Raw genomic sequence first — 12,934 nt, 5'->3', positions numbered from 1 at the left:
CCCTCACATCGCCCCGTATCGCCGCGCATAGCGGGGTATCCCGGCGTATCCACGGTCCCGCGTACGGCAGAATCTTCGCCATGGGGATAGTCGCCGGTCTGGACAGCTCTTCCGACTCCACGCGCATCGTCGTCTGTGACGCCGACACGGGTGCCGTGCTGCGGCAGGGCCATGCCCCGCACGCGATCGAGCCCAAGGCCACCGACGTCGACCCGCAGGCCTGGCTGCTGTCCCTCGGGGAGGCCGCCGGCGGCGGGCTGCTCGAAGGGGTGCAGGCGATCGGGGTGGCCGCGCAGCAGAACGCGCTCGTCCCGCTCGACCCGCAGGGCAACCCCGTCCGGCCCGCGCTGGCCGGCAACGACAAGCGGGCGCAGGTCGCCGCCGCCGATCTCGTCGAGTCGTTCGGCGGGCGCCAGGCGTGGGCCGACGCCGTCGGCACCGTGCCGCAGGCACAGATGCCGATCGCCAAGCTGCGCTGGCTCGCCCGCACCGAGCCCGAGCACGCCCAGCGGATCGGGATGGTCCTCCAGCCGCACGACTGGCTGGTCTGGCAGCTGCTCGGCCGGCCCGCGCGCCGCACCACCGACCGCGGCGCGGCCTCCGCGACCGGCTACTGGTCGGCCCGCGGCGGCGGCTACCGCCCCGACCTCGTCGAACTCGCCCTCGGCCACCAGGCCATGCTGCCCGAGGTGCTCGGCCCCGCCGAGGCCGCCGGCACCACCCCCGAGGGCCTGCTGATCTCCGCCGGCACCGGCGAGACCATGGCCGCCGCGCTCGGCCTCGGTCTCGGCACCGGCGACGCGGTGGTCTCCCTCGGCGCCTCCGGCTCCGTCATGGCCGTGCACCACGAGGCCCTCTCCGACCCGAACGGCATGATCACCGGCTACGCCGACGCCGCCGGGATGCATCTGCCAGTCGTGCACACGTCCAACGCGGTACGGGCGCTGCGCGGCACCGCCGAGATGCTGGGCGCGCAGTCCCTGGAAGAGCTGTCCGCGCTCGCGCTCACCTCGACGCCCGGCGCCTCCGGCCTCGTCCTGCTGCCCTACCTGGAGGGCGAGCGGACCCCGAACCTGCCGCACACCGCGGGCACCCTGAGCGGGCTGCGCCGCGAGTCGATGAAGCCCGAGCACCTGGCCCGCGCGGCCTTCGAGGGCATGCTCTGCTCGCTCGCCGACGCGATGGACGTCCTGCGCGGGCGGGGTGTGGAGGTACGGCGGGTGTTCCTGCTCGGCGCGAGCGCCGGGCTGCCCGCGGTGCAGGCGCTGGCGCCCGCGCTGTTCGGCGCGCAGGTCGTCGTCCCCCAGCCCGCCGAGTACGCGGCGCTCGGCGCCGCGCGGCAGGCGGCCTGGGCGCTCGGGGTGTCCCAGGGGACGCTCTCCCCGGCCGCTCCCCCGGCCTGGCAGGGTGCCGCCGCGCAGGTCTTCGAGGCCGGCGACGAGCTGGCGGTCGGTCAGGCCGTACGGCAGCAGTACGCGGCGACCCGGGAGCAGATCCACCCCGGGGCGTTCACCGGCTGAGCCTCCGGGTCCGGTCCGGGCCGGGCTGGGCCATGCCGCCCGGTCCCGTACGCACCACGGGGCCCACCCGGCCCGTACGCACCACCCGCCCCGTCCGGCGTGCCTCCGCGCGCGCCCCGCCGTGCTCCACCCACCTCGCCGTGCCTCGTCATGCCCCGCCGTGCTGCGGCGTGCCCCGAGCGGCCCGGCCGACACCGCCCCGGCCCCGGCCCGCCCCCGCCAGGCCTCCCGCCGATCCCCCGCGCGCCCCTGCCGTCCCCTGCCGATCTCCCCGGGCTCCGGGGCCTTCTCCCAGGTCAGCCCCGCGGTCGTGCCCGAGGCACCGCCGACCCCGTCCCCGCCCCGCACCCCGAACGGCCTCCAGCCGCCCCCGCTCCCCGGCAGCGCGCCCCTCCCCCAAGTCTTGGCCAAGGCTTTACGTGACGCGCGATAACCCCTCGTAACGACCCCTCGGCGCGGGCGATAGTAGAACCCGTGCTCATAAGACTTCTCCGAACCCACCTTCGGCCGTACCGGAAATCCATCGGCTTGCTGGTGCTGCTCCAGTTGCTGCAGACCAGTGCCAGCCTCTATCTGCCGACCCTGAACGCCGACATCATCGACCAGGGTGTCGTCCGCGGGGACACCGGCTACATCCTGCGGTTCGGCGCGCTGATGATCGGCGTGTCCGTGGTCCAGGTGTTCTGCAACATCGGGGCCGTGTACTTCGGTGCGCGCACCGCCTCCGCGCTCGGACGGGACGTCCGGGCCGGGGTGTTCGAGCGGGTGCAGTCCTTCTCGTCCCGCGAGGTCGGCCAGTTCGGCGCGCCGTCGCTGATCACCCGGACCACCAACGACGTCCAGCAGGTCCAGATGCTGGTCCTGATGGCGTTCACGCTGATGGTCTCCGCGCCGATCATGTGCGTCGGCGGCATCATCCTGGCCCTCGGCCAGGACGTGCCGCTGTCGGGTGTGCTCGTCGCGGTGGTGCCGGTGCTCGGCATCGCGGTGTCGCTGATCGTCCGGAAGATGCGGCCGCTGTTCCGGACCATGCAGACGCGCCTCGACACGGTGAACCGGGTGCTGCGCGAGCAGATCACCGGCAACCGGGTCATCCGCGCCTTCGTCCGCGACGACTACGAGCGCGGCCGGTTCAAGGGGTCGAACACCGAGCTGACCGATGTGTCGATGGCCACCGGCCGGCTGATGGCGCTGATGTTCCCGACCGTGATGACGGTCGTGAACATCTCGTCGATCGCCGTCGTGTGGTTCGGCGCGCACCGGATCGACAGCGGCGACATGCAGATCGGCGCGCTGACGGCGTTCCTCGCGTATCTGATGCAGATCGTGATGGCGGTCATGATGGCCACCTTCATGTTCATGATGGTGCCGCGCGCCGAGGTGTGCGCGGAGCGCATCGAGGAGGTCCTGGGGACCGAGTCCAGCGTCGTCCCGCCGGCCGAGCCGGTGCGGGAGCTGAAGCGGCGCGGGCATCTGGAGGTCAGGAACGCGGACTTCCGGTACCCGGGCGCCGAGGAATCGGTCCTGCGGGACATCGAGCTGGTGGCCCGGCCGGGCGAGACGACCGCGATCATCGGGTCGACGGGCAGCGGCAAGTCGACGCTGCTCGGCCTGGTGCCCCGGCTGTTCGACGTGACCGGCGGCGAGGTGCTCGTCGACGGCGTGGACGTACGGTCGCTGGATCCCGCGCTGATGGCGCGGACGGTCGGGATGGTGCCGCAGAAGCCGTATCTGTTCTCCGGGACGGTGGCGACCAATCTGCGGTACGGCAATCCGGACGCGACCGACGAGGAGCTGTGGCACGCGCTGGAGGTGGCGCAGGCCAAGGACTTCGTGTCGAAGCTGGAGGGCGGGCTGGACGCGGCGATCGCGCAGGGCGGCACCAATGTCTCCGGCGGTCAGCGGCAGCGGCTCGCGATCGCCCGCACGCTGGTGCAGCGGCCGGAGATCTATCTCTTCGACGACTCCTTCTCGGCCCTCGACTACGAGACGGACGCGCTGCTGCGGGCCGCACTCTCCGAGGAGACCTCCGACGCGACCGTGGTCATCGTCGCCCAGCGGGTGGCGACGATCCGGGACGCCGACCGGATCCTGGTGCTCGACGAGGGCCGGGTCGTCGGCAGCGGCCGGCACCACGAACTGATGGCGGACAACGAGACGTACCGGGAGATCGTGCTCTCCCAGCTGACCGAGGCGGAGGCAGCCTGATGGCCGGTCCTGGCGGACGAATGATGGCCGGCGCCGGCAGCCCGGACTCGAAGTCGATGGACTTCAAGGGGTCGGGCAAGCGGCTGCTGAAGCGGCTCGCGCCGGAGCGCCGCGCGCTGTGGGTGATGCTGATCACCGGTGTGCTGTCGGTGACGGCCTCGGTGTTCGGGCCGAAGATCCTCGGCCGGGCCACCGACCTGATCTTCGCGGGCATCGTCGGGCGGCAGCTGCCGGGCGGGGTCAGCAAGGACCAGGCGATCGAGGGGCTGCGCGCCAAGGGCGACTCGGGGATGGCGGACATGCTGTCCGGGGTGTCGTTCACACCCGGGAAGGGCATCGACTTCTCGGCCGTCGGCGAGGTGCTGGGTCTGGCGCTGGTCGTGTACGTCCTGGCGGGCCTGCTGATGCTGGTCTCCAGCCGGATGTCGATCAAGATCATCAACCGTACGGTCTTCCGGATGCGCGAGGACGTCCAGGCGAAGCTGGCGCGGCTGCCGCTGTCGTACTTCGACAAGGCCCAGCGCGGCGAGGTGCTTTCGCGGGCGACGAACGACATCGACAACATCTCGCAGACCCTCCAGCAGTCGATGGGCCAGCTGATCAACTCGCTGCTGACCATCGTCGGCGTGCTGGTCCTGATGTTCTGGATCTCGCCGCTGCTCGCGGTGGTGGCGCTGATCACGGTGCCGGTGTCGGTGGTCGTGGCGACGAAGATAGGCAAACGTTCGCAGCCGCACTTCGTGCAGCAGTGGAAGACGACCGGCGCGCTCAACGCGCACATCGAGGAGATGTACTCCGGCCACACGCTGGTGAAGGTCTTCGGCCGGCAGGAGGAGTCCGCGAAGGACTTCCGCGAGCAGAACGAGGCGCTGTACGAGGCCGGGTTCAAGGCCCAGTTCAACAGCGGCGTGATGCAGCCGGTCATGATGTTCGTGTCGAACCTGAACTACGTCCTGGTGGCGGTGGTCGGTGGTCTGCGGGTCGCGAGCGGCAATCTGTCGATCGGTGACGTGCAGGCGTTCATCCAGTACTCGCGGCAGTTCTCGATGCCGCTGACGCAGGTCGCCTCGATGGCGAACCTGGTGCAGTCGGGCGTGGCCTCCGCCGAGCGGATCTTCGAGCTGCTCGACGCGGAGGAGCAGGCGCCGGACGCGCCGGCGAGCGAGCGGCCGGTGGAGCTCAAGGGCAAGGTGGCGCTGGAGAAGGTCGCCTTCCGCTACGAGGCGGACAAGCCGCTCATCGAGGATCTGTCGCTGACGGTGGAGCCGGGGCAGACGGTCGCGATCGTCGGTCCGACGGGCGCCGGCAAGACGACGCTGGTGAACCTGCTGATGCGGTTCTACGAGGTGACGGGCGGCCGGATCACCCTCGACGGGGTGGACGTGTCGCGGATGCGGCGCGAGGACCTGCGCGCGGGCATCGGCATGGTGCTCCAGGACACCTGGCTGTTCGGCGGCACGATCGCCGAGAACATCGCGTACGGCGCTGCGCGCGAGGTGAGCCGGGCGGAGATCGAGGAGGCCGCGAGGGCGGCGCACGCCGACCGATTCGTCCGGACCCTGCCGGAGGGCTACGACACCGTCATCGACGACGAGGGCACCGGGGTCAGCGCCGGTGAGAAGCAGCTGATCACCATCGCGCGGGCGTTCCTGTCCGACCCGGTGATCCTGGTCCTCGACGAGGCGACGAGCTCGGTGGACACCCGTACCGAGGTGCTGATCCAGAAGGCGATGGCGCGGCTCGCGCACGGGCGGACGTCGTTCGTGATCGCGCACCGGCTCTCCACGATCCGGGACGCGGACGTGATCCTGGTGATGGAGAACGGCTCGATCGTCGAGCAGGGCACGCACGAGGAGCTGCTGACGTCCGGTGGGGCATATGCCCGGCTGTACGCGGCGCAGTTCGCGCAGGCGGTCGCCGAGGTCGACTGACGGACGCGCGCGGCGCGTACGCGGCACACGCGCGCGGGGCGCCCCGAGGGGAGGCATATGCCACTCCTCGGGGCGCCCTGTTTCGTGCGGTCGGTGCTGTCAGTGCGGGCCGTATGGTCGGCCGCGGGTCAGGGGCGGTTCCTCCTTGTGCTCGGGAGGGGCACTAGGTCTCAGGCGGACGGGTCGTAGCCGTCGCCGTACTCGTGTCCGTGGTCCTCGCAGACGTTGTCGCCGTACTCGCCGTACTCCTTCGGCGGGCAGACGGCGGGGATCCTGAGCCGGACATCCGGGCTGGTCACGGGGTGGCCCTCCGGGTCGGTCCCGGTGGCATGAGCCGTGTTGGTGACATGGCCGGCCTTGGCGTCGGCGACGGTCACCGTGTACGTCCCGGTGCACGTGGTGTGCGCGCCGGGGGCCAGGGTCGTGTCCTCGCAGGTGATGTCGGTGACCTTGTCGTCGGTGACGGCGATGTCGTGCAGCGCCGTCTGGCCGCCGTTGGTCACGGTGTAGGTGTACGTGATCGTGTCACCGGGCTTGACCGGGCCGTGCGTGTCGGCCGTCTTGGTGACGGTCAGTTGCGAGGCTCCGGCGACGGGCACGGTGACCTCGTCGGGCGGGCTCGTCACCGTGCCGCCCTCCGGGTCGGTGCCCGTGGCGCGCGCCGTGTTGGTGACCTGGCCCGCCGTGCCGTCGGCGGCGGTCACCACGTACGTCCCCATGCAGGTGGTGCTCGCACCGGGGGCCAGCGAGGTGGCCTGGCAGGTGATGCCGGTGACCTTGTCGTCGGTCACGGCGACGCCCGTCAGCGCCGTCTGGCCCGTGTTGGTGACGGTGTAGGTGTACGTGATCGTGTCACCCACATGGACCGGTCCGGGCGGGCTGGCCGTCTTGTGGACGGTCAGCGACGAGGTGCCGATGACCGGCACGGTGACCGAGTCCTCGGGGCTCGTCACGGTGTCGCCGCCGGGGTTGACGCCGGTGGCGTGCGCCGTGTTGGTGACACTGCCGGCGGTGCCGTCGGCGGCCGTCACCACGTACGTCCCCGTACAGGTGGCGCTCTCGCCGGGGGCGAGGGTGGTCCGGTCGCAGTTGACGCCCGCGACGTGGTCGTCGGTCACGGCGACGCTGTGCAGGGTCACCGTGCCCGTGTTGGTGACGGTGTAGGCGTAGGTGACGGTGTCACCGACATGGACCGGGCCGGTGGAGGCGGTCGTCTTGTCGATGGTCATCGAGGAGACGGCGACCACCTCCAGGGTGACCTCGGCCGGCGGGCTCGTGACCGGGTGGCCCTCCGGGTCGGTGCCGGTGGCCTGGGCGACGTTGCGCAGCGGGCCCGGGGCGTCGGCCTGGGTCACCACGTACGTCCCCGTGCACGTGGTGCTCGCGCCCACGGCCAGCGAGGTCGCCTGACAGGTGACGGTCGCGACATGGTCGTCCTGGACGGCGATGTTCGTCAGCGCCGTCTGGCCCGAGTTGGTCACGGTGTAGCTGTACTGGACGGTCTCGCCGATCTGCACCGGGCCGGGGGTGTTCGCCGACTTCTCGATCGTCAGCCCCGAGGCGCCGATGACGGGCACGGTGACCTCGTCCTCCGGGCTCAGGACGGCCCCGCCCTGCGGGTTGGTCCCCCGGGCCTGGGCCCGGTTGTGGACGTGTCCGAGGTCCCCGTCGGCGGTGGTCACCGTGTACGTGCCCGTACAGGTGGTGCTCGCGCCGGGGGCCAGCGAGGTCGCCTGGCAGGTGATGGAGGCGACGTGGTCGTCGAAGACGGCGAGTTCGGTCAGGTTCGTCTCGCCGGTGTTGGTCAGCGCGTAGGTGTAGGTGATCGTGTCCCCGATGTGCACCGGGCCGGCCGTGCTCGCCGTCTTCTCCAGGCCGAGCGAGGACGTGCCGACGACCTGGATCGTCGCGTCGGTCGGCGGCGACTCGATCGGGGTGCCGTTCGAGCTGCCGGCGGCGTGGGCGTGGTTGGTGACCGAGCCCGCCGTACCGTCGGCGGCGGTCACCACGTACGTCCCCGTACAGGTGGTGGTGTCGCCGGGCTGTCCCGCCGGGGCGAGGGTCGTCGCGGCGCAGGTGATGCCGGTGACCTTGTCGTCCACGACGGACAGGTTGGTGATCTCGGTGCCGCCGGTGTTGGTGACGACGTAGTCGTACGTCACGGTGTCACCGACGTTGAACGGGCCGAGGCCCTGGGCCTCCTTCTCGATGACGAGGCCCGGCGGCGCGTCGATCGGGACCGTGACGGTGGACTCCGGCGATTCGACCGGATCACCGTCCGAGGTGCCGGTGGCCCGCGCGGTATTGGTGACATGGCCCGCCGCGACATCGGCGGCGGTGATCACATAGGTGCCCGTACAGGTGACGGTCTCGCCCGGTTGGAGCACGCTGACGGGGCAGGTGACCGGACCCACCTTCGGGTCGACGACGCCGAGGTCGTTGATCGGGGTGTTGCCGGAGTTGGTGACGACGAAGTCGTAGTCGACCGGGGTGCCGACCGTCAGCTCGCCGGGCCGGGGCTCGTGCACCTGCTTGACCAGGTTGAGTTCGGGCAGCGGCTGGTCGGTGGTGACGACGACGTTGCGGATGAGGTGGACGTCGGTCCACAGGCCGGTGGAGCCCGCGAAGCCGAACTTGTAGGTGGACGGGACCGGCATCGGCGCGGGCGTCTGGAGCACCTGGTGGAAGCCGGTGCCGTCGTTGAAGTCCACGTCGATGGTCAGGACCGGCGCGGGGGCCGGGGTCAGGTGGACGTGCACCCGGCGGCGGGACGGCTCCAGGAGGGTCTCCGCCTGCTGCGGGGTCACTCCGGGCGGCATCACGGTGAGCGGGCCCTGGAGCTGGCCCGGCAGGGTGGAGGGCCACGGCGGGTTGGGGCCGAAGTTGCTGACCGTCGACGTCATGAAGCAGTAGCCGATGGTCCCGTCGCCGGGGCCCCGGACGGTGATCGTGTTGGGTCCGGGAGTGGGCACCCGGATCCCGGTGCCGGCCGGGGAACGGGTGGCGCAGCCGTTGCCGCGGTGCTCCCAGTCCCCGAAGTAGTTGCCGAGGACGTCGAGTCCGACACCGAGGTAGCCGCGGTCGACGCCGGGCAGCATCTCCAGGGCCGGGTTGTCGTCGTCGAGCTTCTGCGCGTAGCCGAGGCTGCCGCCGAAGGCCCCGGGGTGGGCGAGCGAGGTGTCGCCGTTGACGAGGAAGAAGGAGACGCCGTCGGCCGGGGTGTTCGGCGTGGTGCTGCCGTACTGCCACTGGTCGAAGGTGACGTCCAGACCGGCACCGGCCGGCAGGGCCTGGTCGAACAGGACGGCGCCGCTCTCGTCGTTCCCGGCGTCGGTGAGCCGGAGATAGCCGTGCGGCGCGGCGTCGAGCGGGGGCATCGGCCCGATCTCGATGGGCGGGCAGCCGGTGAGCGGGTGATTGCCGGAGGCCGCCGAGGCCGAGGGCGCGCCGCTCAGACAGGCGGAACCGACGGCGGTGAACCGGTCGTCGGCGCTGGCACCGGTGAAGGTCTCGTTGAGGAGTTCGCTGCCCAGGCGGGGTCTCGGGGCCTCGGCGGGCTTCGCGGCGGGTTTCGCGGCGGGGGCGGCCGGCTGCTTGGGGACGGCGGACGCGGGGGCTGCGGGCTTCCCGGCGGCAGGGGGCGCGGGCTTCCCGGCGGCCGGCTGCGTGGCGGCCGGGGTCCCGGCCGTCGGCTTGCCCGGCTTCCCCGCCGCCGGCTTCCCGGCGGCCGTCGCCGCCGCCGTCGGGTCGGGGGTGTCGGCCTGGGCGAACGTGGCCGCCAGACCGGTGGTCAGCAGGCCGAGCGTGGCCGCCGTCGATACGAAGCGGGCCACTCGGGCACGAAGCCGAGGGGGCCCGCAGTCTCTTCTCGTCATGTGACGTCTATGTGCACAGACCGTGACCAATTATCTCAAAATAGTATTAACGAGCGTGAAGTTACCTCCAATGAGCGACGGAGTGTCAGGCGCGTCCCGCGCCGGGCCCTGCCGGATCGTCAGTCGAGGTACCCGCGCAACTGGTCGGCATAGGCGTGGGACCGCAGCTTGCCCAGCGTCTTGGACTCGATCTGACGGATCCGCTCCCGTGTCACACCGAAGAGCTGCCCGATCTCCTCCAGGGTCCGGGGCCGGCCGTCGCCGAGGCCGTACCGCAACTGGACGACCTGGCGTTCGCGCTCACCGAGCGTGGACAGCACCGCCTCCAGGTGCTCGCGCAGCAGCAGGAAGGCGGCCGACTCGACGGGCGACGCCGCGTCCCCGTCCTCGATGAGGTCGCCGAGCGCGACATCGTCCTCCTCGCCGACCGGCGCGTGCAGCGACACCGGCTCCTGGGCGAGCCGCAGCACCTCGCCGATCCGCTCGGGCGGCAGGTCGAGCCGGTCGGCGACCTCCTGGGCGGTGGGCTCGTGGCCGTACTCCTGGAGGATGCTGCGCTGGACCCGGATGACCCGGTTGATCAGCTCGACCACGTGCACCGGGACCCGGATGGTGCGGGCCTGGTCGGCCAGGGCCCGGGACATCGCCTGCCGGATCCACCAGGTGGCGTACGTCGAGAACTTGTAGCCGCGCGCGTAGTCGAACTTCTCGACCGCCCGGATGAGCCCCAGGTTCCCTTCCTGGACCAGATCGAGCATGGTCAGACCCCGGCCGACGTACCGCTTCGCGACGGAGACGACGAGCCGCAGATTGGCCTCGATGAGCCGGCGTTTGGCGATCCGGCCGCGGACCACGAGCCGGTCGAGGTCGAGCGCGAGGTCCCGGTCGAGCCCGGGGACGCGGACCAGCTTCTCCTCGGCGAACAGCCCGGCCTCGATCCGGCGCGCCAGCTCGACCTCGTCCTCCGCGCTCAGCAGCGGGATCCGGCCGATCTCGCGCAGGTAGAGGCGGAACAGATCGGCCGACGAGGCCCCGCCGGCCGCCGACACACGCGGAACGGGGCGGACACCGGATTCCCGGGACGCGGACTCCCAGGAGGACGACTCATGGGAGGCGGGTCCCCGGGGCGCGGATTCCCGGGAGGCGGAGTCCCGGGACGCGGATTCCCGGGAGGCGGGCTCCCAGGAAGACGGCTCCCGGGAGGACGGTTCCTGGGACGCGGCGACGGTCTGGGTCTGCACGGGAGCGACCTCCAGGGCGGGTGATCGCTGCCGGTGCGGAGGGGGGATCGCGTGCGGGGGCACACGGGAGGGGGGCGTACGGGCAGCGGGGCGGCACCGTCACCCAGTGTGGGGTACGCCGTGTCCCGGCCACGAGGGGCGTGCGATGACTTTTTGGGTCCGGAAGGTGACCGACCGCACGCCGGGGCGGGAAAAACGAGCCGGTGGCGGCCGGTCAGAGCGCGGCGGCGCCGTGGTTGCGCAGCGACTGCCCGTACTGGGTGAGCACCCACAGTTCGTTCTGCACGGCGGCGACCTGCCCGGGGTCGCCGTGCGGCCCGAGCCGGGCCAGGGTGCCCTGGACATCGCGGATACGGCGGTCGACGGCCCTCAGCCGTACGGTCACCAGCTGGTCGCCCGCGTACGCCTCGTCGACGGCCTTCGCGAAGATCGTCTCGACGGCGAGTTCGGTGACGAGCGCGCGGACCGTGTCGTCGGGGGCGGCCTCGCGGACCGCGTCGAGGTAGTCGGCGGGCGCGCCGGTGGCGCCGCCCGCGTCCTGGACGCACTGCCGGACGGCGGCGTAGGGCGCGGCGGTGAACTCGTCGATGCCGTACGCGTCGAAGGCCGGGGAGACCAGGTCCGGGTACTGGAGGGCGAGCTTGAGCAGCTCGCGCTCGGTGCGGTGGGCGGGGCTGCGCAGGTTGAGCGCGGGCCCGGCGGGGGCGACGGGCGCCTGGATGTCGTACGTCCGGCGCTGCCGGCCCCGGTCGGAGTCCCGCTGGTCCGGCCCGCCGCCCTGGCCGCCCTGGCGCTGCCAGCGGGCGATCTGGGCGACCCGGCGCACCACGAACTGGGTGTCGAGGATGCCGAGCATGCCCGCGAGCTGGACGGCGACCTCGTGCTGGGAGGCGATGTTCTTGATGCGGGCGACGATGGGCGCGGCCTCGTCGAGGGCGGCGGCACGGCCGGAGGGGATCTCCAGGTCGTAACGCGCGGTGATCTGGCGCAGCGCGAACTCGAACAGCGGGATGCGCGGCTCGACCAGGTCGGCGACGGCCTCGTCGCCCTTGGCGAGGCGCAGCTCGCAGGGGTCCATGCCGTCGGGGGCGATGGCGATGTACGTCTCGGCGGCGAACTTCTGGTCGTCCTCGAAGGCGCGCAGGGCGGCCTTCTGGCCGGCGGCGTCGCCGTCGAAGGTGAAGATGACGCGGGCGGTGCCGTTGTCCATGAGGAGGCGGCGCAGGATCTTGATGTGATCGCCGCCGAAGGCGGTGCCGCAGGTGGCGATGGCGGTGGGGACGCCGGCCATGTGGCAGGCCATGACGTCGGTGTAGCCCTCGACGACGACGGCGCGGCTGACCTTGGCGATGTCCTTCTTGGCCAGGTCGATGCCGTAGAGGACCTGGGACTTCTTGTAGATCGGGGTCTCGGGCGTGTTGAGGTACTTGGGCCCGTTGTCGTCGTCGCGCAGCTTGCGGGCGCCGAAGCCGACGACGTCGCCGCCGACGTCCTTGATCGGCCACATCAGCCGGCCGCGGAAGCGGTCGATGGGGCCGCGGCGGCCGTCCTGGGAGAGGCCGGAGACGATCAGCTCGCGGTCGCTGAAGCCCTTGCCGCGCAGGAAGCGGGTGAGGTGGTCCCAGCCGGCCGGGGAGTAGCCGACGCCGAAGTGCTCGGCGGCGGCCTGGTCGAAGCCGCGCTCGGCGAGGAACTTGCGGCCGATCTCGGCCTCGGCGGAGCCGAGTTGGTCGGCGTAGTACTGGGCGGCCACCTTGTGGGCCTCGACCAGGCGGACGCGTTCGCCGCGCTGCTGGCCGGGGTTGTAGCCGCCCTCCTCGTAGCGCAGGGTGATGCCCGCGCGGGCGGCGAGCCGCTCGACCGTCTCGGAGAAGGTGAGATGGTCGATCTTCATCACGAAGGCGATCGTGTCGCCGCCTTCCTGGCAGCCGAAGCAGTGGAACAGACCCTTGCTCGGGCTCACCTGGAAGGAGGGCGACTTCTCGTCGTGGAAGGGGCACAGCCCCTTGAGGTTCCCGCCGCCGGCGCTGCGGAGCTGGAGGTACTCGGATACGACGGCGTCGATCGGGACGGCGTCCCGTACCGCCTTCACGTCCTCATCGTTGATCCTGCCTGCCACGCATGAATTCTACGGGGAGCGGGAAGGCGGCCCGGCCCGC

At 71.7% G+C, this 12,934-nt stretch carries 6 protein-coding genes; 3 read left to right on the top strand and 3 right to left on the bottom strand.

Annotated features, from left to right (window positions below; genetic code table 11):
• Positions 1-80 precede the first annotated feature (80 nt).
• From ABZ990_RS16975 to ABZ990_RS16965, 3 genes are all read left to right on the top strand, one after another.
• On the top strand, positions 81-1,520 hold the full coding sequence (locus tag ABZ990_RS16975; protein ID WP_361231561.1) for an FGGY family carbohydrate kinase: 1,440 nt from the start codon (positions 81-83) through the stop codon (positions 1,518-1,520).
• Positions 1,521-1,994: 474 nt separating this feature from the next.
• Positions 1,995-3,728: an ABC transporter ATP-binding protein gene (locus ABZ990_RS16970; protein WP_361231559.1), complete on the top strand. Its 1,734-nt coding sequence runs from the start codon at positions 1,995-1,997 to the stop codon at positions 3,726-3,728.
• Positions 3,728-5,659, top strand: a complete 1,932-nt coding sequence (locus tag ABZ990_RS16965) for an ABC transporter ATP-binding protein (protein ID WP_361231557.1) — start codon at positions 3,728-3,730, stop codon at positions 5,657-5,659. The genes ABZ990_RS16970 and ABZ990_RS16965 overlap by 1 nt, the downstream gene beginning before the upstream one ends.
• 170 nt (positions 5,660-5,829) lie before the next feature.
• Here ABZ990_RS16965 and ABZ990_RS16960 read toward each other — a convergent pair whose 3' ends face one another.
• From ABZ990_RS16960 to dnaG, 3 genes are all read right to left on the bottom strand, one after another.
• Positions 5,830-9,492 carry a hypothetical protein gene (locus ABZ990_RS16960; protein WP_361231555.1) on the bottom strand — a complete coding sequence of 1,221 codons (3,663 nt, stop codon included), beginning with the start codon at positions 9,490-9,492 and terminating at the stop codon, positions 5,830-5,832.
• A gap of 161 nt (positions 9,493-9,653) precedes the next feature.
• Positions 9,654-10,838 carry an RNA polymerase sigma factor gene (locus ABZ990_RS16955; RefSeq protein WP_361231553.1) on the bottom strand — a complete coding sequence of 395 codons (1,185 nt, stop codon included), beginning with the start codon at positions 10,836-10,838 and terminating at the stop codon, positions 9,654-9,656.
• A gap of 151 nt (positions 10,839-10,989) precedes the next feature.
• Positions 10,990-12,894 carry a DNA primase gene (dnaG, locus tag ABZ990_RS16950; RefSeq protein WP_361231551.1) on the bottom strand — a complete coding sequence of 635 codons (1,905 nt, stop codon included), beginning with the start codon at positions 12,892-12,894 and terminating at the stop codon, positions 10,990-10,992.
• Positions 12,895-12,934 lie beyond the last annotated feature (40 nt).

Origin of the sequence: Streptomyces sp. NPDC046203 (assembly GCF_040646255.1) — a bacterium.
Lineage (GTDB): Bacteria > Actinomycetota > Actinomycetes > Streptomycetales > Streptomycetaceae > Streptomyces.
Note: the sequence above shows the minus strand (reverse complement) of the source record. Positions and strands in the feature narration are given on the sequence as shown.

Excerpts from the sequence above, each read along its gene's own strand:
- ABZ990_RS16975 (WP_361231561.1), top strand. The coding sequence starts at position 81 with ATGGGGATAGTCGCCGGTCTGGACAGCTCTTCCGACTCCACGCGCATC.
- ABZ990_RS16965 (WP_361231557.1), top strand. The coding sequence starts at position 3,728 with ATGGCCGGTCCTGGCGGACGAATGATGGCCGGCGCCGGCAGCCCGGAC.